The sequence below is a fragment of the Arthrobacter sp. UYEF21 genome (genome assembly GCF_040546085.1).
Lineage (GTDB): Bacteria > Actinomycetota > Actinomycetes > Actinomycetales > Micrococcaceae > Arthrobacter.
In genome coordinates this window covers 137,806-162,857 of the sequence record NZ_JBEPNF010000006.1, presented here as the reverse complement: position 1 = coordinate 162,857, position 25,052 = coordinate 137,806, and the positions used below count along the sequence as shown (strand labels likewise).

The 25,052-nt window shown below is 65.2% G+C and carries 22 protein-coding genes, 1 tRNA gene and 1 pseudogene; 12 read left to right on the top strand and 12 right to left on the bottom strand.

What is annotated here, in order from left to right; translation table 11 throughout:
• The first annotated feature begins 16 nt into the window (after nucleotides 1–16).
• Nucleotides 17–1,507, top strand: a complete 1,491-nt coding sequence (locus ABIB27_RS09200; RefSeq protein WP_354215750.1) for an MDR family MFS transporter — start codon at nucleotides 17–19, stop codon at nucleotides 1,505–1,507.
• 3 nt (nucleotides 1,508–1,510) lie between these two features.
• On the opposite strand, the pseudogene ABIB27_RS19440 reads toward ABIB27_RS09200, so the two are convergent.
• From ABIB27_RS19440 to ABIB27_RS09185, 4 genes and pseudogenes are all read right to left on the bottom strand, one after another.
• Nucleotides 1,511–1,692: pseudogene (locus ABIB27_RS19440) on the bottom strand (FAD-dependent oxidoreductase); the annotation flags it as partial.
• 77 nt (nucleotides 1,693–1,769) lie between these two features.
• Nucleotides 1,770–2,696: an AEC family transporter gene (locus ABIB27_RS09195; protein ID WP_354253816.1), complete on the bottom strand. Its 927-nt coding sequence runs from the start codon at nucleotides 2,694–2,696 to the stop codon at nucleotides 1,770–1,772.
• 51 nt (nucleotides 2,697–2,747) lie between these two features.
• Nucleotides 2,748–3,173: an aspartate 1-decarboxylase gene (gene panD / locus ABIB27_RS09190; protein WP_354215748.1), complete on the bottom strand. Its 426-nt coding sequence runs from the start codon at nucleotides 3,171–3,173 to the stop codon at nucleotides 2,748–2,750.
• A gap of 70 nt (nucleotides 3,174–3,243) precedes the next feature.
• A complete protein-coding gene (locus tag ABIB27_RS09185) occupies nucleotides 3,244–4,206 on the bottom strand; it encodes a LysR family transcriptional regulator (RefSeq protein ID WP_354215747.1) in 963 nt (320 codons plus the stop codon).
• A 164-nt stretch (nucleotides 4,207–4,370) separates the two neighbouring features.
• On the opposite strand from ABIB27_RS09185, the gene ABIB27_RS09180 reads away from it, so the two are divergent.
• Entirely contained in the window at nucleotides 4,371–5,834 is a 1,464-nt protein-coding gene (locus ABIB27_RS09180; protein ID WP_354215746.1) for an amino acid permease, read from the top strand.
• Between the two features lie 210 nt (nucleotides 5,835–6,044).
• Entirely contained in the window at nucleotides 6,045–9,533 is a 3,489-nt protein-coding gene (locus ABIB27_RS09175) for a bifunctional proline dehydrogenase/L-glutamate gamma-semialdehyde dehydrogenase (protein WP_354215745.1), read from the top strand.
• A gap of 120 nt (nucleotides 9,534–9,653) precedes the next feature.
• Here the strand turns inward: ABIB27_RS09175 and ABIB27_RS09170 are convergent, their stop codons facing one another.
• The 3 genes from ABIB27_RS09170 to ABIB27_RS09160 all read right to left on the bottom strand — a co-directional run bounded on the left by ABIB27_RS09170 (nucleotide 9,654) and on the right by ABIB27_RS09160 (nucleotide 11,456).
• Nucleotides 9,654–9,911 (bottom strand): hypothetical protein, encoded by a 258-nt coding sequence (locus tag ABIB27_RS09170; RefSeq protein WP_354253815.1) that lies wholly within the window; start codon nucleotides 9,909–9,911, stop codon nucleotides 9,654–9,656.
• Between the two features lie 256 nt (nucleotides 9,912–10,167).
• A complete protein-coding gene (locus tag ABIB27_RS09165) occupies nucleotides 10,168–11,322 on the bottom strand; it encodes a N(5)-(carboxyethyl)ornithine synthase (RefSeq protein ID WP_354215743.1) in 1,155 nt (384 codons plus the stop codon).
• Nucleotides 11,319–11,456, bottom strand: a complete 138-nt coding sequence (locus ABIB27_RS09160; RefSeq protein WP_354215742.1) for a hypothetical protein — start codon at nucleotides 11,454–11,456, stop codon at nucleotides 11,319–11,321. The genes ABIB27_RS09165 and ABIB27_RS09160 overlap by 4 nt, the downstream gene beginning before the upstream one ends.
• Before the next feature lie 78 nt (nucleotides 11,457–11,534).
• Here ABIB27_RS09160 and ABIB27_RS09155 point away from each other — a divergent pair, with 78 nt between their 5' ends.
• A complete protein-coding gene (locus ABIB27_RS09155; protein ID WP_354253814.1) occupies nucleotides 11,535–11,696 on the top strand; it encodes a hypothetical protein in 162 nt (53 codons plus the stop codon).
• Between the two features lie 172 nt (nucleotides 11,697–11,868).
• Here the strand turns inward: ABIB27_RS09155 and ABIB27_RS09150 are convergent.
• Nucleotides 11,869–11,942: transfer RNA gene (locus tag ABIB27_RS09150), tRNA-Gly, on the bottom strand.
• Nucleotides 11,943–12,194: 252 nt separating this feature from the next.
• On the opposite strand from ABIB27_RS09150, the gene ABIB27_RS09145 reads away from it, so the two are divergent.
• Entirely contained in the window at nucleotides 12,195–12,638 is a 444-nt protein-coding gene (locus tag ABIB27_RS09145; RefSeq protein WP_354215741.1) for an SRPBCC family protein, read from the top strand.
• A 28-nt stretch (nucleotides 12,639–12,666) separates the two neighbouring features.
• Here the strand turns inward: ABIB27_RS09145 and ABIB27_RS09140 are convergent, their stop codons facing one another.
• A complete protein-coding gene (locus ABIB27_RS09140) occupies nucleotides 12,667–14,253 on the bottom strand; it encodes a CAP domain-containing protein (protein ID WP_354215740.1) in 1,587 nt (528 codons plus the stop codon).
• Nucleotides 14,254–14,532: 279 nt separating this feature from the next.
• On the opposite strand from ABIB27_RS09140, the gene dcd reads away from it, so the two are divergent.
• Nucleotides 14,533–15,108: a dCTP deaminase gene (dcd, locus tag ABIB27_RS09135; protein WP_354215739.1), complete on the top strand. Its 576-nt coding sequence runs from the start codon at nucleotides 14,533–14,535 to the stop codon at nucleotides 15,106–15,108.
• A gap of 49 nt (nucleotides 15,109–15,157) precedes the next feature.
• Here dcd and ABIB27_RS09130 read toward each other — a convergent pair whose 3' ends face one another.
• The 3 genes from ABIB27_RS09130 to ABIB27_RS09120 form a co-directional block, all read right to left on the bottom strand.
• Entirely contained in the window at nucleotides 15,158–16,339 is a 1,182-nt protein-coding gene (locus tag ABIB27_RS09130) for a cation:proton antiporter (RefSeq protein WP_354215738.1), read from the bottom strand.
• 5 nt (nucleotides 16,340–16,344) lie between these two features.
• A complete protein-coding gene (locus tag ABIB27_RS09125; RefSeq protein ID WP_354215737.1) occupies nucleotides 16,345–16,827 on the bottom strand; it encodes a cation:proton antiporter regulatory subunit in 483 nt (160 codons plus the stop codon).
• Between the two features lie 146 nt (nucleotides 16,828–16,973).
• A complete protein-coding gene (locus tag ABIB27_RS09120; protein ID WP_354215736.1) occupies nucleotides 16,974–18,380 on the bottom strand; it encodes an MFS transporter in 1,407 nt (468 codons plus the stop codon).
• 193 nt (nucleotides 18,381–18,573) lie between these two features.
• Here ABIB27_RS09120 and ABIB27_RS09115 point away from each other — a divergent pair, with 193 nt between their 5' ends.
• From ABIB27_RS09115 to mnhG, 6 genes are read left to right on the top strand one after another with little or no spacing between them, the layout of a single operon-like run.
• The gene (locus ABIB27_RS09115; RefSeq protein ID WP_354215735.1) at nucleotides 18,574–21,648 is read left to right on the top strand and encodes a Na+/H+ antiporter subunit A; all 3,075 of its coding nucleotides are present in this window, start codon (nucleotides 18,574–18,576) and stop codon (nucleotides 21,646–21,648) included.
• Nucleotides 21,645–22,217 (top strand): Na(+)/H(+) antiporter subunit C, encoded by a 573-nt coding sequence (locus ABIB27_RS09110; RefSeq protein ID WP_354215734.1) that lies wholly within the window; start codon nucleotides 21,645–21,647, stop codon nucleotides 22,215–22,217. Before ABIB27_RS09115 ends, ABIB27_RS09110 begins: the two co-directional genes overlap by 4 nt.
• A complete protein-coding gene (locus ABIB27_RS09105; RefSeq protein WP_354215733.1) occupies nucleotides 22,214–23,821 on the top strand; it encodes a Na+/H+ antiporter subunit D in 1,608 nt (535 codons plus the stop codon). Before ABIB27_RS09110 ends, ABIB27_RS09105 begins: the two co-directional genes overlap by 4 nt.
• A complete protein-coding gene (locus ABIB27_RS09100) occupies nucleotides 23,818–24,363 on the top strand; it encodes a Na+/H+ antiporter subunit E (RefSeq protein WP_354215732.1) in 546 nt (181 codons plus the stop codon). Before ABIB27_RS09105 ends, ABIB27_RS09100 begins: the two co-directional genes overlap by 4 nt.
• Nucleotides 24,360–24,638, top strand: coding sequence for an MrpF/PhaF family protein (locus ABIB27_RS09095; protein WP_354215730.1), 279 nt, complete (start codon nucleotides 24,360–24,362; stop codon nucleotides 24,636–24,638). Before ABIB27_RS09100 ends, ABIB27_RS09095 begins: the two co-directional genes overlap by 4 nt.
• On the top strand, nucleotides 24,628–25,041 hold the full coding sequence (gene mnhG, locus ABIB27_RS09090; RefSeq protein ID WP_354215729.1) for a monovalent cation/H(+) antiporter subunit G: 414 nt from the start codon (nucleotides 24,628–24,630) through the stop codon (nucleotides 25,039–25,041). The genes ABIB27_RS09095 and mnhG overlap by 11 nt, the downstream gene beginning before the upstream one ends.
• Nucleotides 25,042–25,052 lie beyond the last annotated feature (11 nt).

Sequence of the window (25,052 nt, the reverse complement as noted above, 5' to 3'; positions counted from 1 at the left end):
AAGACGGGACCGAGCGATGACAACCCAAGCCCAAGGAGTGGGGTTCCGTTCTGAGCGGGGCCCCATTCTCATTGCCCTGATGCTGGCTACCGGACTTGTTGCCATTGATGCCACGATCGTGGCCACCGCGGTCCCCTCCATCGTGGCCGACGTTGGCGGGTTCTCGTCATTTCCTTGGCTCTTCTCCGCGTACCTGCTGGCCCAGGCCGTCTCGGTGCCCATTTACGGGAAGCTGTCCGACATGGTGGGCCGCAAACCGATCATCCTGGCCGGCATCAGCCTCTTCCTGCTCGGTTCCGTGCTCTGCGGAATCGCTTGGAGCATGCCCGCGCTGATCGCTTTCCGTGCTCTGCAGGGCCTGGGTGCAGGAGCAGTCCTCCCGGTTTCCATCACGATCGCCGGCGACATCTACTCCCTGGAGGAACGCGCGAAGGTTCAGGGTTACCTGGCAAGCGTCTGGGCGGTTTCCTCTGTGGTGGGGCCAACCCTGGGCGGGATGTTCTCGTCCCTGGGCCTCTGGCGGGGGATCTTCCTGGTCAATGTTCCGCTATGCGTCCTGGCGGGCTGGATGCTGCTCCGGACCCTGCACGAGAACGTGGAGCGGGCCCGGCATCGCGTGGATTACCCCGGTGCAGCCCTCCTGGCGGGTTCGCTGAGCCTGCTCATCCTCGGAGCCCTGGAGGGCGGCCAGGCGTGGGCCTGGAATTCGCCGCCCAGCATTGGCGCCTTCGGCGTCGGTGGAATGCTCCTTGTCGTCTTCCTCCTGGTTGAGCGGCGTGCCGCAGAGCCGGTCCTGCCGCCATGGGTAGTGTCCCGGCGCCTCCTTGCCACCACTGCACTGGTGTCTTTCGGCGTCGGAACGATCATGATCGGGCTGACTTCCTACGTGCCCACCTACCTGGATGGGGCGCTGTCCACATCACCCATGGTGGCCGGCCTGGCGCTCGCAGCGCTGACGGTAGGCTGGCCGATCAGTGCGTCACAGGCGGGCCGCTTCTACCTGCGGATCGGATTCAAAGCGACAGCCTTGATCGGCATCGCTGTCACCGTCGTGGGACTGGCTGTCCTGACGTTCACCTCCGCCACGCCCAACGTGGCGCTGATCGCCGTCAGTTGCTTCATGGTGGGACTTGGCCTTGGGCTGGTGGCCACACCCACCCTGATCGCTGCCCAATCAAGTGTTCTGTGGAACGAGCGTGGGGTGGTTACCAGCACCAACCTCTTTGCACGGTCCATCGGCAGCGCGCTTGGGGTGGCCTTGTTCGGCGCCGTGGCCAACGCCATCTATGCCGGCAGTGCAGACGGGCCCGGCAACGAGCACACCGTGGTGGTGGCGTCCGGGGCCGTCTTCCTCACGGTGCTGGCCGGTGCGGTGCTCACTGTCGCCGCCGTGATCGCGATGCCGGCCGCGTCAGCCACAGGAACTGCCGCCCCGCAAACCGGGGCACAAGGGAACGATGTTCCGGCCCGCGCCGAAGCGGATGGCTTCCAGCGCCGCTCGCCCTGACCGCTACCGTAACGCGGAGAAGATGCCGGGTGCGGGCCGGGTGCCGGTGCCAGGTCCGCGAGGATCCGCCCCACCCCAGGGGTGAACTTGAAGCCGTGCCCGGAGAAACCGGCGCCGATGACCACGGGACCCGCCCGGTCAAGGACGAAGTCGTTGTCCAGCGTGCTGGTATAGGTGCAGTTGAGGGTCTCCAACGGTGAGCCGGACGCCGTCGTCCAATACCTGCGGGTCCACCACTTTGGTGTGGCTCATCGGGTCTCGGTCAGTTCAGCAGCAGGGCCACGCCGATCATGTCGGGTACCGCCACCACCGTGGTGATCAGGACGGTGTCTTTGGCCACCGTGAGCCCCGTTTTATAGCGGCTGGCGGCAACAAAGACATTCTGCGCTGTGGGGAGGGAGGAAACCACCACCACCGCGAACAGCGTGTGGCCTTCCATTCCCAGCACGAACCGCGCGAAAAGATAGGCGATTGCCGGCTGGACCACCAGTTTGAACGAACTGGCCAGGATGGTGTCCGGGCGTCTTGCGCTGGCGGCCTGCAGCGGCCTGCTGCCATTGAGGCTCATGCCGAAGGCGATCAGCATGGCCGGGATCGCCGCGCCGCCGATCAGGTGGATCGGTTCCAGGACCAGGGCCGGTACCTGCCAGTCCAGCCCGGCCACCAGGAGGCCCAGCGCGGAACCGACAATCATCGGGTTCCGGAGGATCACGAGGATGAATCCCGCTGGCGTGGTGCGGTGGGTGCTTGTACTGGCGTCCAGGATCATCAGGAAAACCGGCGTAAAGAAGGCCAGCTGGAAAATGAGCAGCGGTGCCACGTAGCTGGCGTCGCCCAAAACGTAGACCGCGATGGGGATGCCCAGGTTCGCGGAGTTGGCCAGGGATGCGGCCATCGACGACATCAGCGCCTCGGGCAACGCGCGCTTGAGGGCGAATTTCACGATGCTGAAGAACATCAGGGCGCAGGCAATGGCTGCCACCGCGGTAACCAGCAAGGGCTCAGCGAAGACTTCCCGCAGCGCTGCCTTGCTCAGGGTCTCAAACAGGAGGGCCGGGCTGGCCACAAAGAACGTCAGGGCGCTGAGAACCTGGCGGGCGTTATCGCCCAGGATCCGCTGCCGGCCCACAAACCAGCCCACCAGGATGATGAACCACACGACAAAAAATCCCTGCAGCACTCCTACCAAGACAACATTCCGAGGGTGCGGCGGGTGGGTTTGCCTGGATTCACGCTCCGGCTACAGGCCGGCGTTATTAAGTGCGAACGGCGGGCGCATCAGACCCGGAGTGTGGCCCTCCGCGGGATCGTTGCCGATCTGGACGATCCGGTTGTCCTTATCTACGTGGACAACTTTGGGGTCGTAGGCGGCGGCCTCTTCCGTGGTCATCTGGGCATAGGTGATCAGGATGACGATGTCGTTCTCGTGCATCAGGTGCGCAGCGGCCCCATTGATGCCAATCACGCCAGAGCCGCGCTCGCCGGCGATGGTGTAGGTTTCCAGGCGCGCACCGTTGGTCACATCCACAATGGCCACAAGCTCGCCGGGAAGGATATCGGCAGCATCAAGGAGGTCCAGGTCAACAGTGACCGAACCTACGTAGTGGAGGTCAGCGTGCGTGACGGTGGCCCGGTGGATTTTGGACTTGAATATTGTGCGATTCATAACGTCGCTATTCTAGCCCTGACCCCCGGATCGCGCTGTGACGCACCAAACGCGCGGTGATAACTACACGCTACGGCGACGGCGACGGCGGCCGGCCGCCCGGACCGCCTCCGTCCCTCCCTGCCGCATCGGTCCGCGCTACCGAAGCGGCGGTGGCGGCGAGCGTCTCGCGCGCGGCCATGATGGCGGGCCGCTGTGCACTGGAGCGGCGGACCGACGTGAACACGGTGCGGTACGGATTGCCGGGCAGGTCCAGCAACTGGGCGGAGGTGCCGCGGCCGGTCCACACGAGGTCCGGCATCAGTGCCACGGCATTCCCGGACTCGATCAGCCGGATCTGAGCCTGGAGATCAGCTGTTTCGAAGCGCACATCGGGCTCGAAACCAGCCCCTCGGCAGGCCTGTTCCGCCCAGTGCCGGGAGGCCGCGCCGCGGGGCTCCATGACCCACGGCAGCGTCGCAGTGTCTTCCAGCGAACGGATGGCGGGCCCGCCGTCGGAGGCTGGCGGAACGGCAAGCCGGATGGCGTCGGTGGTCAGTTTGACGCGGTCCAGCTCGGCATAACGGGGCGCGGCATGGCCCGGATACTGCTCGGCGATCACCAGGTCGAAGTCGCGCGCCCAGGTTTCGTGCAGGGCGGTTTCCGGCTCACGCTGGGTCATCTCGATCCGCACCTCGGGGTAGGTGTTCGTCATGCGCGTGAGGGTTTCCGGCATCAATGCCAGCGCTGCGGACTGGAAGACGGCGATCCGCACGGTTCCGGTGACTGTGGTCAGCGACGTTGCCAGGTCCGCTTCAGCATGTTCAAGGGTTTCGAGCAGCTGGGCGGTATGTGCCACCAGGACTTCAGCCTGCGGTGTCAGCTGGACCCGGCGGCCGGTTTTGCGGAGCAGTTCCACCCCCACTTCTTTTTCGAGCAGGGCGAGTTGCTGCGATACCGACGACGGGCTGTACTGCAACGCCTCTGCCACCTCGGCCAGCGTCCCCCGGATCTTCAACTCGCGGAGCAGCCTCAGGCGCCGGACATCGAGCATGGCCACATTCCTTGCAGAATCTAAATGAGTGACGAATCTAATGAATATTGGTTAGCAGTATTCACTTTATCTAACGCAATCACGCTTGCATACTGTTGTTGCAGAGTTACCCCCGTCACAGCCCGCCGCCGCGCGGGGGCCGCACCCCACGCAGGAGATTGCTGATGAGTACTAGAGACATGACCCAGTCGATCATGCGGCGCAAGCCCATCGATGACATCGAAGAAGAAAACAAGCACAGCGGGCTGTTCAAGTCCCTCGGACTGTGGCAGCTGACGGCCATTGGCGTCGGCGGCATCATCGGCGTCGGCATCTTTTCCCTCGCCGGGCTGGTGGCCGCAGGCAGCGGGGACAACCCGGGAGTGGGGCCCGCGGTGCTGATTTCATTCCTTATTGCCGGGCTGGCCTCGGCCGCAGCCGCCCTCTCTTACGCGGAGTTTGCCGGCATGATCCCCCGGGCCGGTTCGGCCTACACCTATGGTTATGTCGCTCTCGGTGAGGTGATCGGCTGGTTCATTGGCTGGGATCTGCTGCTGGAATACATTGCGATAGTTGCCGTGGTGGCCATCGGTATCTCCGGTTACCTCGAGGCGTTCCTGTCCGGCATCGGCGTTCACATGCCTGTTTGGATGACCTCGACGCCGGATGAGGGCAAGGGCGGGCTGCTCAACATTCCGGCCATCCTGGTCTGCCTGCTGGTGACCTGGATTCTCTCGCGGGGAACCAAGGCCTTCGGCCGGTTTGAACTGGTGGCCGTGGCCATCAAGGTTCTCCTGATCCTGTTCATCATCGGCCTCGGCGTCTTCTATATCGACACGAACAATTACAACCCGTTCATGCCCAGCGGCTTCGGCCCAGTCCTGGCGGGCTCGGCCACAGTGTTCTTCGCCGTGTTTGGCTACGACGCCATGAGCACCGCCGCGGAAGAGGCAAAGGACGGGAAGAAACATATGCCCAAGGCCATCGTCCTGTCCCTGGTCGTGGCCATGCTGCTCTATGTTGCGGCAACTCTGGTCCTGACCGGCATGCAGAACTACAAGGACATCGATCCAAAGGCGGGCTTCGCGTCCGCGTTCACCGGCGTGGGCCTGCCTGTAATCGCCACCATCATCTCGGTCTTCGCCGTCCTGTCCATCCTCACCGTGATGCTCACCTTCCTCCTCGGCGTCACCCGCGTGTGGTTCTCCATGAGCCGCGACGGCCTGCTCCCTGGCTGGTTCGCCAAGACGGACCGCAATGGCACTCCGCAGCGAGTCACCTGGATCGCCGGCGTCGCCTCGGCTTTGCTGGCCGGCGTGTTCCCCATCAAGGCGGTCGCGGATCTGACCAACATCGGCATCCTGGCCGCGTTCGTCGTCGTCTGTTTCTCGGTGATTGTCTTCCGCTACAAGAGGCCGGATGCCCCCCGTACGTTCCGCCTGCCGCTGATGCCGGTCATCCCCGCCTTCGGTGTGCTGGCGTCGGGGTTCCTGATGCTGCAGCTGCACTGGGAGACATGGTTGCGGTTCGGTGTGTGGCTTGTGGTGGGGTTGGCAATCTACTTCTCCTACGGCCGCAAGCACTCGCTGATGAACCCCAACAGCCCGCGGCACGACGAAGCCGTGGAGATGCACCGGCCCCTCGCCTGACCCACACCACACCCCGCCCCAATAGGCTCTCTCACTCACTGCAATAAATAACCGGGGGATGTGCAGGGAGTGAGAGAGGGTCTGGGGGCCGGCCGCAATAGTTTGGTTTCCTAACCTGTATTGCTTAGAAAACATCGCTTTATCTTATGTGATTTTAAGCTCATACTGATGGATAAGCCCCCTCCATCCCTAGGAAAGAACGAGCAAATCATGACTCACACTGCAACGGAAACCTCCGGGCGAACTGATGTCCCGCAGGCCCGTGCCCTGGCGGCGGAAACCGTCACCCTGGTGCGTCGCTGGCTGACCGAGGCGTCGAAAGTTCCTGTTGATGCTTCAGCGGAGCAGCTTGCCGGTGTGCTGAAGGACCCGAACGGGCTGGAGTTCACCGTTGGATTTGTGGACGGCGTGGTCCGCCCCGAAGATCTGAACGTCGCCGCCCGCAACCTCGCCGCCCTCGCGCCAAAGGTCCCGGCGTTCCTGCCCTGGTACATGCGCAGCGCAGTCCAGCTCGGCGGCACCATGGCCCCCCTCCTGCCCCAGGTGGTTATCCCGATCGCCCGCCGCGTGCTCCGCGAGATGGTGGGCCACCTGATCGTGGACGCCACCGATGCCAAGCTGGGGCCCGCCATTGCGAAGATCCGCAAGGACGGCATCAAGCTCAACGTCAATCTTCTCGGCGAAGCGGTCCTGGGTGAGCACGAGGCCTCCCGACGGCTCGAAGGCACCCATATGCTCCTTGCCCGGCCGGACGTGGACTATGTCTCCATCAAGGTTTCCTCCACCGTTGCCCCCCACTCCGCGTGGGCCTTCGATGAAGCCGTTGAGCACGTCGTCGAAAAGCTCACCCCGCTGTTCGCCAGCGCCGCCTCCTTCGCCGGCGCCGGCCAGAAAGCCAAGTTCATCAACCTGGACATGGAGGAATACAAGGACCTGGACATGACCATCGAGGTCTTCACCAGGATCCTGGACAAGCCAGAGTTCAAGGACCTCGAAGCCGGCATTGTGCTCCAGGCCTACCTGCCGGACGCCCTCTCCGCCATGATCCGCCTCCATGGCTGGGCCGCGGAACGCCGCACCAACGGCGGTGCCGCCATCAAGGTCCGCGTAGTCAAGGGCGCCAACCTGCCGATGGAACAGGTGGAAGCCTCACTCCACGACTGGCCGCTGGCCACCTGGCACACCAAGCAGGACTCGGACACCAACTACAAGCGTGTCATCAACTACGCCCTGCACCCGGACCGGATCAAGAACGTCCGCATCGGTGTGGCCGGGCACAACCTGTTCGACATTGCCTTCGCCTGGCTCCTGGCCAAGCAGCGCGGTGTGGAGTCCGGCATCGAGTTCGAGATGCTGCTCGGTATGGCGCAGGGCCAGGCCGAGGCGGTCAAGAAGGACGTCGGCTCGCTCCTGCTCTACACGCCCGTGGTGCACCCGGCCGAGTTCGACGTCGCCATCGCCTACCTGATCCGCCGCCTCGAGGAGGGTGCCAGCCAGGACAACTTCATGTCCGCAGTGTTTGAGCTGAGTGAGAACGAATCCCTGTTTGAGCGCGAGAAGCGGCGCTTCCTCGCCTCCCTGGACAAGCTCGACGACGAGATCCCGCCGGCCAACCGGCAGCAGAACCGCAGCCTCCCGCCGCAGCCGACCGCCGATGAGGCAGAACGCGGCTTCGGCAACACCCCTGACACGGACCCGTCCCTGCCCGCCAACCGCATCTGGGGCCGCGCTATCCTGGACCGCGTCGTGGCGTCCACCCTGGGGACCGCCGCCGTCGACGCCGCCACCATCACCGACGAGGCCGCCCTCAACACCGTGATTGAGACGGCCGTCGAGAAGGGCAAAGCCTGGGGCGCCCTGACCGGCGACGAGCGCGCCGAGATCCTGCACCGCGCCGGCGACGTCCTCGAGGCCCGCCGCGCCGACCTCTTGGAGGTCATGGCCAGCGAAACCGGCAAAACCATCGACCAGGGCGACCCCGAAGTCAGCGAAGCCATCGACTTCGCCCACTACTACGCCGAGTCGGCGCGGAAGCTGGAAAAGGTCGACGGCGCAACGTTCGTTCCGGCCAAGCTCACCGTGGTGACCCCGCCATGGAACTTCCCGGTGGCCATCCCGGCCGGATCCACCCTCGCGGCACTCGCCGCGGGCTCCGCCGTCGTGATCAAGCCTGCCAAGCAGGCCCGACGCAGCGGCGCCGTGATGATCGAGGCATTCTGGGAAGCCGGTGTGCCGAAGGACGTGCTGACCATGGTGCAACTGGGCGAGCGGGAGCTGGGCCAGCAGCTGATCGCCCACCCTGCGGTGGACCGGGTGATCCTCACGGGCGGCTACGAGACCGCCGAGCTGTTCCGTTCCTTCCGCAAAGACCTGCCGCTCCTAGCAGAGACGAGCGGCAAAAACGCCCTCATCGTGACCCCGAGCGCGGATCTGGACCTGGCCGCGAAGGACGTGGCGTACTCGGCGTTCGGGCACGCAGGCCAGAAGTGCTCTGCCGCCTCGCTGGTGATCCTGGTGGGCTCCGTTGCCAAATCCAGGCGGTTCCACAACCAGTTGATCGATGCCGTCACGTCCCTGAAGGTGGGCTACCCGCAGGATCCCACCAGCCAGATGGGCCCCATCATCGAGCCCGCCGACGGCAAGCTCCTGCACGCCCTCACCACCCTGGGCGAAAGCGAAACCTGGGCGGTGGAACCTCAGAAACTGGATGAAACCGGCCGGCTCTGGAGCCCGGGCGTGCGCTACGGCGTCCGCCGCGGGTCCTACTTCCACCTCACTGAATTCTTTGGCCCGGTCCTCGGTGTGATGACGGCCGACACGCTTGAAGAGGCCATCGCCATCCAAAACCAGATCGAGTACGGGCTCACCGCTGGCCTGCACTCCCTGAATCCTGATGAGGTGGGTCTCTGGCTGGACACCATCGAGGCCGGCAACCTGTACGTCAACCGCGGCATCACCGGCGCCATTGTGCAGCGCCAGCCGTTCGGCGGCTGGAAGAAGTCGGCCGTGGGCGCCGGTACCAAAGCGGGCGGACCCAACTACCTCGCCGGCCTGGGCGACTGGGTCTCCTCCCCGAGCGCGGCCACCGCCGCCATCACCAACTCGGGCGTGCGGCGCATCCTGAACGCAACCGCCGGCATCCTCCAGTCGGCAGAAACCGAGTCGCTGCAGCGGTCCCTGGCCTCCGACGCCCAGGCCTGGGCCGACGAGTTCGGTACGGCCAAGGACGTGTCCGGCCTGAGCGCGGAGCGGAACATCTTCCGCTACCGGGCGCTGCCGGTCACCGTCCGGCTCTCCGAAGGCGCCCCGCTGGCGCACCTGGCCCGGACCGTGGCCGCGGGCGTGCAGGCCGGTTCGGCGCTCACGGTGTCCACCGCCGTCAAACTTCCCGCCCAGCTGCGTGCGGTGTTCACCGGCCTGGACATCAGTGTGACGGTGGAGTCCGACGCCGGCTGGCTGGCTTCAGTGGCACGCCTCGCCACCTCAGGCAAATTGTCCGGCGCACGGATCCGCCTGATCGGCGGCAACGCCACCGCCCTCGCGGGAGCCACCGACGGTCGCCCGGATGTAGCGGTCTACGCGCACCCGGTGACCGAAGCCGGCCGGGTGGAGATGTTGCCGTTCCTGCACGAGCAGGCCATCAGCATCACGGCCCACCGGTTCGGGACCCCGAACCACCTCTCAGATGCACTGATTTAATCCAGGGAGCCTCAGGGCAGGCGTCCCCAAACGAAAGTCCCGACGGCCACTTGGTGGCCGCCGGGACTTTCTGTTGTTAAGTGGGCCCACGCAATATGCGGCGGGCGGAGACCAATAAAATCACCCCAGATACCAGCCCGGGGGAGTCCACGACGTGGGAACGCTGTGGGCCGAGAAATCTTCGCAACGGGTGCAGGTGTAGGCGACTTCGCCCAGTGTCCTGACCGCCCCGTCACGCCGGTAAACCGGGGGAACATATGACTCAAGGTAGATAAATTCGTCCGTGCCGCACTTTTCGCAGGTTGGCTTACCTACGTATTCGGCGGCGTGGGTGATGCCGGAGCCAAAGCTGGCATGATGCGTAACCAGCGGGCGCACGGTGTTATGTCGGGGAGCAAATGCTGTGTGGTGATGGGTGTTCCCGGCTGTCGTCATTGGCTGCCTATCCCGAGCGCGGCCCTCCATGGGCTGCGGGGCGCACTCGTAGTGTTGAACCGGCCTCTGCTTGACCCCATGGAAAAACCAGCATAAAGGAGGCTGGGTTTTTCTTCAATGGTTTTGAGTAAATATGGTGTGGTCAGGTGGTTTTCTTGAGTGTCCGCCAGGTCCGTCAATGGCCCGGCGGCGTGAAAGCCTAGGCGGGCAGGTGCGGGTACTCCGGCTGCCTGTGCTGGAACTCCAGCACATCCTTGTTGAGGACCAGTCCGCCGCGGATCTCGATGGCCCGGGCGATGGTTTCGTTCGCGTCCCAGGCTTCCGGCCCGCCCGTGACCGTCTCGAGGAACGGCAGCAGGGCCTGGCTGATTTCCCACGTGGACGAATTCCAGAGATAGGACGGGCTGTGGTCCACCGCGTAGTAGTTAATATGGTCGCCAATGGCGAATATCGGCTCGGCGAACGTGGTGGAACGCGCCCAGCTGAAGCCCATGCCCTCATCGCACGAAACGTCGACGATCAGGCTCCCGGGGTTGAACGCTGCCAGGTCCTCGGCCCACAGGTACGTCAGCGGATTGTTCGGATCCTGCAGGGTGCAGTTGACCACAATGTCGCTTTCGGCCAGGAACGGCGCCAACGGAACCCGGCCCCGCTCGGTGATGACCTGGCTCAGGAAGGGGGCCTCGTCGTCGTGATCAAACTGCACGATGTTGACCGAATGGATCGGGGCGCCCACCGCGGCGACTCCGCGGTTGGTCAGCACCTGGACGTCATGGATGCCGTGCGCGTTCAGAGCCGTCACGGCGCCGCGGGCAGTAGCCCCGAAACCGATCACCACGGCGCTGAGGCGACGCCCGTAGTCACCGGTTGAACCTGTCAGCGAGAGGGCGTGCAGCACCGAACAGTACCCGGCCAGCTCATTGTTCTTGTGGAATACGTGCAAGCCAAAACCGCCGTCGCTGGCCCAGTGGTTCATGGCCTCGAAGGCAATAAGCGTGAGCTTTTTGTCGATGGCGAGCTGGGTGATGGCGCGGTCCTGGACGCAGTGCGGCCAGCCCCAGAGGACCTGGCCGTCGCGCAGTTCGGCAAGGTCTTCCGGCTGCGGTTTCGGCAGGAGCACGACGTCGGCCTCCGCCAGCAGCGCTTCCTTGGTTGCTATAGTGCCGACGAGGGTGGAGAGGTGCTCGTCCGAGACGCCGAAGCGCTCGCCGTAGCCCTGCTCAAGGATGATGCTCTGGCGCAGTTCAGGGGCGATGCGTTCGAAGTGCAGGGGGTGGATGGGGAGGCGGCGTTCGTCCGGCTTGCGGGTTGATGCCAGTACGCCCAGAGTCAGCTGGCTCTGTTGGCCACTCACTTCTTTTTAGCGGTTTTGGACGTGCTGTCCAGGGAGGAGGCGGGCGCTGCGGCTGCGCGCTTCTCGGCGCGCTTTTCCTTGATGGATTTGCCGGCTTTTTTGGATGCTGCTTGACGCGGGGACTTGTCAGCCATGATTGCTCCTGTAGCGGAACCGAAGAGGTTCCTGACTGCTGACGATACACGTGGGCACCTAACGGGCGAGGTGGGTGTATGGATGCGGAGGCACGCGCTGCTGTTCCCGGGCAGGACGGCGCGCAGGTGACTTTCAAAGATCAAGTACCGGACCGCGCCTGGACCGAAACACACGACAGCCGCACGGAAACCATCACCTGCACCTGCGTGGTGTACCCGTGGCGGACAGCACGCGGCTGAGTCTAAGCGCGCAGTACGTTCCCAAGGGGCTCGGCCGGACGTTTCTGCGGGCAGGGAGGGCGCCTACCGGAAGCAGGAAGCGGCCCGGCTGGCGGCGCTGAAGAAGGCCGTGGAGCGAGGGGTGAGGAAGGCCAAGAGCGGCTGGGAAACGCCGGGCGGCGGTTCAGGAAAGTGGAGCGGCTGACGGGAATCGAACCCGCGTATCAAGCTTGGGAAGCTAGCGCTCTACCATTGAGCTACAGCCGCGTGGCCCCCATCTGCGCGGGGCAAAACTTAGCTTAGCGCAGATGCGCGCCCGCGCTGGCAACAGTGCCCACGGTGCGGGCCGTGTCTGCTCAAATCCCGCCGCGCGGCGTCATCCAGTAACTCTTCAATAACGGCCCCGTCCGTGGCTAGGCGCGGGACAAAACCACTGGCTACGGTGAACGCGTTAGCTGCGGTGTCATGGGGGTGAGGCGGGCTACCACCGCTCGCCTGACGCTAACCGAAGGATTCCCCATGGCATTTGCAGAACACGAGGTACTCATTCCGAGTGATGCCATGGACGTGTACACCTTTTTAGCGGACGGCATGAACCTGCCGCAGTGGCGCCCGGGCATCCGCACCATCAGCCTGGCATCGGGCACCGCCGGGACCAAGGGCGCAGTGTACCGGCAGACGGTGGTGGGCCGGGCCGGCCTCACAGTCGCAGCCGACTTCGAAATCACCGAGGCCAGGCCCGGTGCAGAACTCGGGTTCCAGGTTATTGCCGGCCAGACACGGCCCTCCGGCGGGTATTACCTCAGCACGGAACCGGCGGGAACCCGCGTCCGGTTCGCCCTCGACTATCAGCCCAAGGGCCTTCTCGGACTCATGAATACCGGCGTCCAGCGCGGCATGAAGGCCGAAGTGGCCCAGCTGGAGCGACTTAAGGACGTGCTGGCCATTCGCTCGGCCGCGTAGGTTTTCCGGGTTCAATGCCCCGGCGCCGCTATTGCGCCAGCCGCTGGCCCGCCCAGCTTCCAGTGACGTTCGACGCCGCCGCAAGGGTTCCGCCGCTCAGGTCCCAGTACTGCACCACGTCATTGGCGCGGCGCAATGCCACTCCAGTCGAGTTAAGGGCCGTGACATCGCGCAGGGGGCTGATCCCGGTCACGTCCGTCCAGCCGATGGCTACGGTGGGCCGGGCTTCGGCGCGGGGCGCCAGGGTGCCTGCTCCCCGGTAAAGCAGCACGCCGCCGTCGGACTTTATGGCCAGGAGGTCCTGGAACCCGTCGGCGTCGTAGTCCACCATGCTCAGACGGCTGGCGGAAACACCGGTGGCCACGGTCTCGCGGGCCGCCAAATCCCCGGCGCCCTTGTTCGGGTAAAGGTAGAGGTTGCCGGCGGTGTCCAGGGCGACCAGCTGCGGGAGCCGGTTGTTGGCGCACCAGCCGCCGACGGCGAGTGTCATGCTGGCCCAGCCGGACTGGCCGAGAGTCACTGCGGTGCCAAAACCTCCACCAACCAGCCCCGGATGGAGCGTCAGGCGGCCGTCATTCCACTGGGTCAGAAGGTCATAGACGCCGTCGCGGTCCCAGTCCGGGGTAAAGACTTCCTTGGCCGATCCGAAGCCGGAACCGATGACCTTGGCTGCCCCAAAGGTTCTGTTCCCGGCGGAGGGGCGGTTGAGGAGTTGGCCTGAGGAATTGATGGTCACCAGGTCGGCAGCGCTGGTGATCGCGGCGCTGGCCAGGTTCTGTGTGGGCGGCATGTGTTTGACCGCGGGATCGCACACGGTGGGGGCTTTAGCTGGGAAGGCATTGCCGTTGGAGGCGCTGCCCCCGGGGGAATTCACGGTGCCGGCCGGGAGGGTGGTGTAGCCGAAGAAGTTTACGACTCCCCAAATGGTGTACAGACTGTTCGTATAGGAGATTCCGGCGCCCATGACGTTGAAGCGCGGGTCGAGCAACATGGCGTTGTGGCCGGGGGAGCTCTTCCACCACTCCACCAACAGCGCGGCGTTGCGGTCCGTGCGGATGGCGATGACCTCGCCTGCGCTGCTTGGGCTCATGGCTCGGGGGTCGGTCCAGAAACTGGCACGGTGCTCAATGACTTCGCGGGAGGCGATGTTGTCGGACCAATCCTGGGCCAGGCCCGCCACTGTGGGGTTGTACTTGACTGGCGCCAGGCCATTGGCCACCCGGTATTCGTTTATTTTGGTGAACACGGTCAGGATGGCGGCGGCGTTGTTGTCCGGGACCAGCGCTTCGGTGCGAAGTGATTCGGCGGCGAGGGATTCCGTTGCGAGTGTAGGCGGGGCGGAAACCGTGGATTTGTGCTGCGCCAGCTCGTCCTCGGGCGCCCACAGCGGCGGCACGGAAGGGACTTCGGGTGCGAGTGGTCCGGAGGAGACTGTGGCAGGTAGAGCCTCGGTTGCCGCCTGTGGCACTGCTGCTGTGGCTGGCGAATTTTGTCCCCCGGCGGGCGATGCCGGGGTAATCGCCGGTTCCACCGCCGGGGCGAGTGGAGACCTGGTGCCGGTGTCCGCTTTGCGTGCGCCGTCGGTGTCCGCGGTTCCTGCGGGGCCGAGGGTCACGTTTCGTGGGCCTGTGGCGCTCGCTGCCTCGACTGACGGCTCGTGCCCAGGCGGGCTGGAATACAGGCCGGCGGCCGGGGAGACAAGGGCGAGAGCGCACAACATTGCCACAACGGCAGGCGCCGCAAAGTTTTTCAAACCAACCCCAGATCAGTTCAGTTCAGTTGTACCAACCGGGAGACCTCCGGCGGCTGACATCCTGAGGCAACATTAGCCCCAGTAGGTGACAGCAACAACGCAAAATGTGCGCTATGGACAACGCATAGTAATTTGGGAGGCGTGCTGATCAGTGACCGCGATATTCGTGCCGAAATAGACTCCCAACGGATCGTCCTTGAACCCTACGATTCCGCGATGGTCCAACCGTCGTCGGTGGACGTGCGGATCGACCGGTTTTTCCGGCTTTTCGACAACCACAAGTACGCCCACATCGACCCCGCCGAAGAGCAGCCCGAGCTGACCCGCCTGGTGGAGGTGGAGCGCGGCGAGCCTTTCATCCTGCACCCCGGCGAGTTTGTACTCGGCTCCACCTACGAGAGCGTCACCCTGCCGGACGACATCGCTGCCCGTCTGGAGGGCAAGTCATCGCTGGGGCGGCTGGGCCTGCTGACGCACTCCACAGCCGGGTTCATCGATCCAGGCTTTTCCGGGCACGTCACGCTGGAACTCTCGAACATGGCCACCCTGCCCATCAAGCTCTGGCCGGGCATGAAGATTGGCCAGCTGTGCTTCTTCCGGCTGACCTCGGCCGCCGAACACCCCTACGGCTCGGGCGACTACGGCAACCGCTACCAGGGCCAGCGTGGCCCCACCGCCAGCCGCAGCCATCTGAACTTCCACCGCACGGAGATTTAGGCGAAGTTTCGGGGCGGGCTGTTCGAGCTCTCACCCTCGATGAGGTGTTCTAGGCGCGGGCCGGTTCCTGGGCGCGCGGCCGGAACGCTTTGAGCACGGGCTCCACGTACCGGGCGGCCAGCGGACCGATGATGGCCATGAGCAGGACGTAGGCGGTAGCCAGGGCAGCGAGTTCGTACGGGACCACGCCGGAGGCCACTGCCAGGCCAGCGATGACGATGGAGAACTCGCCGCGGGCAATAAGCGCCGCACCGGCACGGAAACGTCCAGGACGCGCGATCCCTGCCCGCTTGGCGGCCCAGATGCCAGTGACCATTTTGGTGGCGGCGGTGATGACCGCCAGCACCAGCGCCCAGCCGAGCACGGGCGGGATGGACGACGGGTCCATGTTGAGTCCGAAGGCCACAAAGAAGATGGCAGCAAACAGATCCCGCAGCGGCTCCAGGATCCGGGTGGCGTTGTGGGCTGTGGCGCCTGAGATGGCGATGCCAAGCATAAACGCGCCTACCGCCGCCGAAACCTGCATGGCCGACGCCACGCCGGCAACCAACAGGGCGGCACCGAGCAGGTTGAGTAGGAACACTTCGGAGTTTTCGCTGTGCACCGCCCTGGACACATGGTGGCCGTGCCGGAGCGCAACAATGAGGACCAGCGTGACCACCGCCAGGGATATGCCCACGGTGCTCAGCCCGCCCAGGAAGCTCACGCCGGCCAGGGTGGCTGTGAGGATCGGCAGGTACACGGCCATGGCCAGGTCCTCGAACACCAGAATGGACAGCACGGCGGGGGTCTCGCGGTTACCGATCCGGCCAAGGTCCCTGATGACCTTGGCGGCGATCCCCGAGGACGAAATATAGGTGACGCCGCCCATGACCATGGCGCCCACCCCACCCCAGCCAAGCAGGAGCGCCAGCCCGGCCCCTGGGATAAAGTTCAGCACCAGATCAAGAACACCGGCCTGCCAGGACCTGCGCAGACCGGTGAAAAGCTCGGCAGCCGTATATTCCAACCCGAGCATAAGCAGCAGCAGGATCACGCCGATCTCCCCGGAGAGATGTGCGAATTCCTGCATACCTTCGAGCTTGACCATACCGCCCGCACGGAAGGCGAGACCGCCCACGAGGTACAGCGGGATGGGTGACATTCCGATCCGTCCGGCCAGCCTGGCCAACAGGCCAAGGCAGAACACAACGGCCCCCAGTTCGATGAGGGTCAGGGCCAGCGGGTCCATGGCGCTCAGCCGTTGCGGAGGATATCGGCCGCCGAATCGAGGCCTTCTTGCGTTCCCACTGCAACGAGCAGGTCACCTGAATGAAGTACGACGTCGGGTCCCGGCGACGGGAGCACCTCGCCTTCCCGCATGATCGCCACAATCGAGACACCGCAGCGGGTGCGGATGCACGCCTTCCCCATGGGCTGGTTCTGGAACGGGGAATCCGGGGCAATGGAGAACTGCCGGGTCACGATGCCGGGCACATCCCGGTGCTCCTCCGTCAGTTTCATGGCCAGATGCCGCCCGCCGAGGAGGTTGCCCAAGGTTGCTGCTTCGTCCGCCGTCAGGGGAATGGAAGCCTGGCAGGTATCGGGATCGTCCCAAGTGGAAACGATAAGTTCCGTCTGGCCTTCCCGCAGCTCCACAACGCCAATGCGGCGGCCGGAAGCTGTCATGAAATCCTTCCGGCGGCCCAGGCCGGGGAGGTCCGTCTCGTCCACGTTCATACGTCCAGCCTAGTCTCCGCAGGCCGGTTTCGGGCTGCCGCACGCCGGTCGAGGACTCGGGCCGGATGCAGCGCGGACTCGTGCCGAATGCAGGCGACCGTGGGGGTGCCAGGACGCAGTGTTAGTGGCCGGTTGCCCGGTCACGTCTACGATGCGGGGACCAGGGCGATGGAGGTCTTGTTCGGCGGCTTCACCGGCAGCAGGACCAACAGCCCGGCCAGGAGGACCACCATGATGCCCAGAATTCCCCAGCGCTGGGCCTCGCCGGGTGCAACCAGGGGAGTGGCCAGCGTGATGCACAGCGTAAACAGGGCAGGGGCCAGGAAACTGACGGCGCGGCCGGTGGTGGCGTACAGTCCAAAGAGTTCGCCGGTCTCGCCGCTGGGTGCCAGCCGGGCCAGATAGGCCCGGGACGAGGACTGGGCCGGGCCCACGAAGAGGCAGAGGAACAGGCCGAACACCCAGAAGGTGGTGCTGCCGGCCCATGCTGTTCCGAAGAAGACGTAATTGCCGTTTCCGAGGACCAGGATCATGGTGCCGGCGATCAACAGCCCCACGAGGGAGCCCATGATGACCGCCTTGGGGCCCACCCGGTCATCCAGGAAGCCGCCGATGATGGCGCCCACGGCCGCCACCACGTTACCGAAGATGGCGAAGAAAATGACCTGGGACAGCTCGAAGCCGAACGTGCCGGCGGCGATGATCCCGCCGAACGTAAAGACTGCCGCGAGGCCGTCGCGGAAAACGGCACTGGCGACGAGGAAGTAGATGGTGTGCGGGCTGGTGGCGTAGATGGCCTTGATCCGGCGGAAAAGCAGGCCGTAGGAGGCCAGGAATCCCAGCGGCCTGGCCCGCGCCGGCCGCGGAAGTTCCGGAACCGCGAACAGGACGGGCAGGGCGAAGACGAAGAACCACAGCGCGGAGAACACCGCAACGAGCCGGATGTTGAGGCTGTCCTCGGTGGACGCCCCGAACCAGTCAAAGCTTGGCTGCACAAAGAGCTGCAACACAATCAGCAGGGCCACGATGCCGCCGAGGTAGCCCATGCCCCAGCCAAGTCCACTGACCTTGCCGATGTTTCCCGGCGTGGAGATCTGGGTGAGCATGGCGTTGTAGTTGACGCCCGCGAACTCGAAGAACACGTTCCCCAGCGCAATCAAGGAGACGCCCAGGAGCAGGAACTCAGGGCGGGGGAACACAAAGAAACACAGCCCGGTCAGGACGGCGACCGCGGCCGTGTTGACCCCCAGCCACAGCTTGCGGCGCCCGCCGTTGTCCGAGCGCTGACCCGTCACGGGAGCCAGCAGCGCGATGGCGAGACCGGCGATGGCCAGGGCACCGCCGAGGATGGCCGACGCCTGGTCTTCGCCGCCGAAGGCGTTGGAGGTGAGGTAGACGGTAAACACGAACGTGGTCATGACCGCGTTGAAGGCCGCAGATCCCCAATCCCAGGCGGCCCAGGCGAGCACGCGGCCCCTCCCGGTGGCCTGGTTTCCGGACGCGAGTTCCGATGACGGCTGCGTGGCCCCAGGAGGAGCGCTGGCGGTGTTCATAGCCTGAATGGTATCCGCCCGTGGCGAACAGGGCGGGCATAGTACGCCGGACACTCGGCAAAATCGAGCCGCCTGCGCTCCTGCGCGGGGAAAATGGCCGAAGCGACTTGATAAACTGGCCACCACCGAACCTAACCACTGACCGCCTGCCCTAACTTTTGACAATCGAATCCCTGACGTTGCGGAGATAACAGTGATCACAGTCCTTGCCGTGCACTTTACGGTGGCTGCTGTGGCGCCCTTCCTGTTCAGAGCCTGGGGCCGCAACGCGTTCTACGCACTGGCGGCGGTGCCGGCTGCGTCTTTTGTCTGGCTGCTGTTCCAGTACAGCGCTGTGTACTCAGATTCCGGGGCCGTTTCGGAAGTCGTCCCGTGGATTCCCGGGCTGGAACTGGAATTTGCGTTCCGGCTGGATCCCCTGGCTTGGGTGATGTCCTTACTGGTTCTCGGCGTGGGCGCGCTGGTGCTGGTCTACTGTGCGCGGTACTTCAGCAAGAACGATCAGGATCTTGGCGGCTTCGGGGCCCAGTTGTTGGCCTTCGCCGGGGCAATGTTCGGACTGGTGGTGGCGGATGACCTTCTTCTGCTGTTCATCTTCTGGGAACTCACCACCGTCCTGTCCTACCTGCTGATCGGCTTTGCCCGCACCAGGCTGGCGGCCAGGCGCTCCGCGCTGCAGGCCCTGATGGTCACTACCGCCGGCGGGCTGGCCATGCTGGTAGGCCTGATCATGCTGGGCCACAGCGCCGGAACGTACCGTATCTCGGCAATCCTGGCTCAGGCTCCCACCCTCATCACCGGATCCACCAGCGGGATTGTCGCCGCCGCCGTCGTACTGATCCTCGTGGGTGCCATCAGCAAGTCCGCGCTGGTTCCCTTCCACTTCTGGCTGCCGGGCGCCATGGCGGCGCCCACCCCGGTCAGCGCCTACCTGCACGCCGCGGCGATGGTGAAGGCCGGGATCTATCTGGTCGCCAGGCTTGCGCCGGGATTTTCCCACACCGCGTATTGGCAGTCCATTGTGCTGGGGCTGGGCCTTGCCACCATGCTGGTGGGCGGCTACCGGGCGCTCCGCCAGACGGACATCAAACTCATCCTGGCCTACGGAACGGTCAGCCAGTTGGGCTTCCTGACCATGGTGGTGGGGCTCGGAACGTCGGAGGCGGCCCTCGCCGGCCTGGCGATGCTCCTGGCCCACGGGCTGTTCAAGGCCACCCTCTTCCTGGTGGTGGGCATCATTGACCACCAGTCCGGAACCCGTGACGTCCGGCAGCTGTCCGGCGTCTTCCGCTCGTCGCGTGGGCTCGGCGTCGTGGCCGGCATCGGTGCCGCGTCGATGGCCGGTGTCCCGCTGCTGGCAGGTTTTGTGGCCAAGGAATCCGTCCTGGAGGCCTTTGTCCACCATGGCTCGGAAGGGGATTCCTGGAGCATGGTGGTGCTCGTAGGCATCGTTCTGGGCTCCATCCTGACCTTCGCCTACAGCGCTCGCTTTATGTGGGGGGCGTTCGCCGTCAAACCCGGCGTCGAGCCCACACCGTTCAAGGCAGTCAAGCCCTCCTTCCTGGCGGCACCGGCGCTGCTGAGCCTCCTCAGTATTGTTTACGGCCTGTGGCCGGCGCCCGTGGACACGTGGATCCAGCCCTACGCGGCGCTCTTTGCCTCTACCTCGGCCGACGCCGGCACACCGGCCGAGCAGGCTGGGCACCTCGCGCTGTGGCATGGATTCACCCCGGCCCTTGCGCTAACGGCCCTCACATTCGCGCTGGGGCTGGCCATGCACTTCGGCCGAACCCTCGTGGCGCGCGCGCAGTCCCGGGTTCCCGGCTGGATCGACGGCGACCGCATCTATCAGCTCAGCATCGGCGCCCTGGACGACGCCGCGGTCTGGATCACCGGCCGCACCCAGCGCGGCTCCCTGTACTTCTACCTCGCCGTCATCCTCAGCATGGCGTTCGCCCTGCCGCTGACCGCCATGCTGGTGGCGGGAAAGCCGCTCCCGACTGACCTGTACTTCACTGACCCCTTCTCACCGCTCCAGCCGGTAGTAGGCGCGGCAATTGTGATCGGGGCGCTTGCCGCGGTCAAGGCCAACAGGCGGTTCCTCGCCGTGCTGATGGTGTCCGTGACCGGCTACGGGATCGCCCTGATGTTCGCGCTCCAGGGCGCTCCGGACCTGGCTCTGACGCAGATGCTGGTGGAGACCATCATCCTGGTGGCCTTTGTCCTGGCCATGCGCAGCCTCCCGGCCGAACTCCGCGACCGGACCGGGGGCAGGTACCGCGTGATCATCGGAGCGGCTTTCGGCGTCACCATGGTTTTTGCCGCCATCTACTCCCTGGGGGCCAGGGTGGCCGTCCCGGTGTCCCTGGAGTTCCCGCGCCTCGCGTATGAAGGCGGCGGCGGACTCAACATCGTCAACGTGACCCTGGTGGACATCCGGGCATGGGATACCTTCGGGGAAATTTCCGTCCTCGCCCTCGCCGCCACCGGTGTGGCCAGCCTCATCTTCGTCCGCGGCCGCGGCGACCGGCTCAGGGTGTCATCCACCGTTGCCGAGGGCAGCGTAGGACGGCAGGCAGCAGTGGCTCCAGGGTCGCGGGAAGCCGCTGCGCTGACCATCAGCCGGAAGTTCGCTTCCTCGGCCCGGGACGCCTGGATCGTCGCAGGCCGGACCCTGGCCCCTGAGCGGCGTTCCATCATCTTTGAAGTGGTGACGCGGCTGATTTTCCACTCCCTGATCATCTTCTCCCTCTACCTCCTCCTGGCCGGGCACAACCTGCCCGGCGGCGGATTCGCCGGCGGCCTGACAGCAGGCCTTGCCCTTGCCATCCGGTACCTCGCGGGCGGCCGCTTTGAACTGCGGGAGGCCACTCCCGTGGGCGCCGGTACCCTGCTGGGCATCGGGCTCGCGACGGCGGCAGCGTCGGGTGTGGTGCCGCTGCTGCTGGGCGGGCAGGTGTTCCAGACCGCCATCATTGAAATCTGGCTGCCGGTCTTCGGCGACATCAAGTTCGTCACCTCGACCATCTTCGATATCGGCGTCTACATCGTGGTGGTGGGCCTGGTCCTGGACGTACTGCGCAGCCTGGGCTCCGAGATCGACGAACATTTTGAAGAACTGGCAGCGGCGCCGGCCGAAGAAGGCTCGGCCGACGAAGCCGCCCTTGCCCAAGGCGTTCTGACCGGCGCCGGTCCCGGCACCAGTCCCGGCGAGGGGCACGAGCCCGAGGTCATGTCCAGCGAAACCACAGCGAAGGGCCAAGGATGAGCGTCAACCTGACCCTGCTGATTGTGATGGGTGCCCTGTATGCGTGCGGCATCTACCTGATCCTCGAACGCAGCCTCACCCGCGTGCTGCTGGGGCTGATGCTCCTGGCGAACGCCACCAACCTGCTGATCCTGGCCACCGGCGGCTATGCCGGGCTGGCGCCGTTCTATGACAAGGACACCGGAGACAGCGAATACGCCGACCCCCTGCCGCAGGCCCTGATCCTGACCTCGATTGTGATCTCGTTTGCGGTGACCGCATTTATGCTCAGCATCATTTACCGCACCTGGGTCCTGGCCCGCCAGGACGAGATCCAGGACGACATCGAGGACCGCCGCGTCGCCGCGACGCCCAGGTTCGATGCCGAGGACGACGCCGCGATCCCGGCCGAGACGTCCGAGTTTCCCCTGACCATGCTTGGCGGCGACGGCAGCACCATCTCCGACCACGCCGAAACCGGGGACCACGTCATGGTTGGCTCCCGGACGATCCCGGCCGTGGATGCCGCCGCCGAAGAGCAACCCGGGTCGCGGAACGTGCCCCCTGGCCCCGAAGGAGGTGTGAAGTGAACATCGCAAGCTTTGCACCGCTCGCCGTCGTACTTCCCATCCTCGGCGCCGCCCTGGCGTTCCTGCTGATCCGGCATTCCCGCGCCCAGCGCGCGGTGAGCATCACTGTGCTGTCCCTGACGCTCCTGCTGGAGTGTTTCCTGCTGGCGTCGGTGTGGGACGGCGGAACCGCCGCTGTGGACATCGGCGGCTGGCTGCCGCCGTGGGGCATCGTGATGGTGGTGGACCAGTTCTCGTCGCTGATGCTCGTGGTGTCATCCGCCGTGAGCCTCGCGGTGCTGATTTACGCCACTGGGCAAGGCATGGCCGACGGTGACGAGGACGCCCCGGTGTCCATCTTCCACCCCACGTTCCTGATTCTCGTGGCCGGGGTGTCCAACGCGTTCCTTTCCGGGGATCTTTTCAACCTCTATGTCGGTTTTGAGATCCTCCTGACGGCAAGCTACGTCCTGATGACACTGGGCGGGACCGGCCCCCGCATCCGCGCCGGCGTCACCTACGTGGTGGTCTCCGTGGTGTCCTCGGTGCTGTTCCTGATTTCCATCGCCATGGTTTACGGCGCCACCGGAACAGTGAACATGGCCGACCTCGCCATCAAACTCGCGGACCTGGACGAGGGTACCCAGACCCTGCTGCACGTGATGCTCCTGGTGGCTTTTGGCATCAAGGCGGCCGTGTTCCCGTTGTCGTTCTGGCTGCCTGACTCCTATCCCACCGCGCCGGCGCCGGTCACGGCCGTGTTCGCCGGGCTGCTGACCAAGGTGGGTGTCTATGCGATGGTGCGTACCGAAACCCTGCTGTTCCCCGGCGACAGCCTCAACACTCCACTGATGGTGGCGGCGTTGCTGACCATGGTGGTGGGCATCCTTGGTGCCCTGGCCCAGAGCGACATCAAACGTCTGCTGTCCTTCACCCTGGTCAGCCACATCGGCTACATGGTGTTCGGCCTGGCGATGTCTTCGGTGGCCGGGCTGGGCGCCGCCGTGTTCTACGTGGCCCACCACATCACCGTCCAGACCAGCCTCTTCCTGGTCACCGGACTGATCGAACGCCGCGGCGGCAGTTCCTCGATGGACAGGGTGGCCGGCCTGGCCAAGTTGTCGCCGGTGCTGGCCCTGCTGTTCTTTGTGCCCGCCATGAACCTGGCCGGCATCCCGCCGTTCTCCGGGTTCCTGGGGAAGGTGGGGCTGATCCAGGCCGGCATCGAGCTGGGCACACCCCTGGCCTACGCCCTGGTGATCGGCGGGGTACTCACCAGCCTGCTGACGCTCCTGGCCGTCGCAAGGGTCTGGAACCGTGCTTTCTGGCGCAAGCCGTCCGACGCCGAACACCCTGACCCCGTCCTGCTGGCTTCGCCGGAAAATTCGGACACCGGCCAGCGGGCAGGGCGCACCAACGTCACGCTGCTGCCCCGGACGATGGTGGGCTCAACCCTCGGCCTGGTGGTCCTTGGCGTGGCCCTCACAGTCTTCGCCGGGCCGCTGTTCCGGGTCTCGGGCCAGGCAGCCCAGGAAATGCTGGAAAGGTCCTCCTACATCCAGGCCGTGCTGGGTGAGGACACCGAAGTTCCCCAGCTGGCGCTGAAGTCCGGAGGCGGCAAATGAGCCGCCGGCGGATTTCCCTGCGCCAGGAGCTCCCGCTGCTGGTCTGGCTGGTGCTCGTATGGGGAGCGCTGTGGCAGGACTTCAGCCCCGGTAACCTGCTCTTCGGCGCCCTGCTGTCCGTGCTGGTGGCCCGCATGTTCTACCTGCCGCCGGTGGAACTAAGCGGCCGCTTCAACATCCTGCACGCGGTACCGTTTGCCCTGCTGTTCCTGTGGCGGGTGGCGGCAGCGAGCATCGAGGTGATGTACCTGGCGGCCATTCGCGGCCCCCAGGTGATCAACGCCGTCGTCGCTGTCCCGCTGCGGAGCCACCAGGACCTGATGGTAACAATCGTGGGGCACGTGATATCGCTGATCCCGGGCTCCCTGGTGGTGGAGGTGGACCGTTCAACGTCCACCCTCTACCTGCACGCGCTGAACATCAGCGCCCCGGAGGACGTGGCGGACCTGCGGAGGGAAGTCCGCTCCATTGAAGCGCGCCTGATCAAAATCATGGGGACCACGGAAGAACTTGAAATCGTCCGGCAGGAGGCCGCAGCATGATGCAGACCGTCCTGGCCGTCACGGCAGTCATTCTTTCGCTGGCAGCGGCCGGCGCCATCATCCGGATTGCCCGCGGCCCTTCGCTGCTGGACCGGGTGCTGGCCTCAGACGTCCTGCTCGCCATCCTCGGCGCCGCGCTGTGCATCGACATGGCCGTCAACAAGCACCTGAACAACCTGATGCTGCTGGTGGCGCTTTCCGTTGTCGGCTTCATCGGCTCGGTGACTGTTGCCCGTTTCGTGGCCGACCGGCGGGAGCAAACCCATGAGTCCTGAAGCGAGCGTGGTGGATAACGTCATCGATGCCGTGACGGCGGTGTTCCTGGTGGTGGGCGCCCTGATGTCCCTCGCCGCCGCCATCGGCCTGCTGCGCTTCCCCGACCTGCTGAGCCGGATGCACGCGGCCACCAAGCCGCAGGTGCTCGGGCTCTTCCTGCTGCTGGCGGCCATCGGCCTGCAGATGCGGACGTGGTGGGTGTGGCCGGTGCTGCTGGTGGCGTGGATCTTCCAGCTGCTGACCGTGCCGGTGTCCGCGCACATGGTGGGCCGATCCGGCTACCGCACCAAACACCTGCACCGAGAACTGCTCAGCTCTGATGACCTCGACGCCGTGGTGCAGAAGGCGGCGCAGTCCTCCCGTGAGCAGTCAGCACGTGAAGAAGCGTCCGGCGGCGGCTGAGAGTTTTTGTC

Bases quoted from the DNA above. Each gene is read 5' to 3' on its own strand.
- ABIB27_RS09200 (WP_354215750.1), top strand. From the start codon at position 17: ATGACAACCCAAGCCCAAGGAGTGGGGTTCCGTTCTGAGCGGGGCCCC.
- panD (WP_354215748.1), bottom strand. From the start codon at position 3,173: ATGAATCGCACAATATTCAAGTCCAAAATCCACCGGGCCACCGTCACG.
- ABIB27_RS09185 (WP_354215747.1), bottom strand. From the start codon at position 4,206: ATGCTCGATGTCCGGCGCCTGAGGCTGCTCCGCGAGTTGAAGATCCGG.
- ABIB27_RS09180 (WP_354215746.1), top strand. From the start codon at position 4,371: ATGAGTACTAGAGACATGACCCAGTCGATCATGCGGCGCAAGCCCATC.
- ABIB27_RS09175 (WP_354215745.1), top strand. From the start codon at position 6,045: ATGACTCACACTGCAACGGAAACCTCCGGGCGAACTGATGTCCCGCAG.
- ABIB27_RS09160 (WP_354215742.1), bottom strand. From the start codon at position 11,456: ATGGCTGACAAGTCCCCGCGTCAAGCAGCATCCAAAAAAGCCGGCAAA.
- ABIB27_RS09155 (WP_354253814.1), top strand. From the start codon at position 11,535: ATGGATGCGGAGGCACGCGCTGCTGTTCCCGGGCAGGACGGCGCGCAG.
- ABIB27_RS09145 (WP_354215741.1), top strand. From the start codon at position 12,195: ATGGCATTTGCAGAACACGAGGTACTCATTCCGAGTGATGCCATGGAC.
- ABIB27_RS09130 (WP_354215738.1), bottom strand. From the start codon at position 16,339: ATGGACCCGCTGGCCCTGACCCTCATCGAACTGGGGGCCGTTGTGTTC.
- ABIB27_RS09125 (WP_354215737.1), bottom strand. From the start codon at position 16,827: ATGAACGTGGACGAGACGGACCTCCCCGGCCTGGGCCGCCGGAAGGAT.
- ABIB27_RS09120 (WP_354215736.1), bottom strand. From the start codon at position 18,380: ATGAACACCGCCAGCGCTCCTCCTGGGGCCACGCAGCCGTCATCGGAA.
- ABIB27_RS09110 (WP_354215734.1), top strand. From the start codon at position 21,645: ATGAGCGTCAACCTGACCCTGCTGATTGTGATGGGTGCCCTGTATGCG.
- ABIB27_RS09100 (WP_354215732.1), top strand. From the start codon at position 23,818: ATGAGCCGCCGGCGGATTTCCCTGCGCCAGGAGCTCCCGCTGCTGGTC.
- ABIB27_RS09095 (WP_354215730.1), top strand. From the start codon at position 24,360: ATGATGCAGACCGTCCTGGCCGTCACGGCAGTCATTCTTTCGCTGGCA.
- mnhG (WP_354215729.1), top strand. From the start codon at position 24,628: ATGAGTCCTGAAGCGAGCGTGGTGGATAACGTCATCGATGCCGTGACG.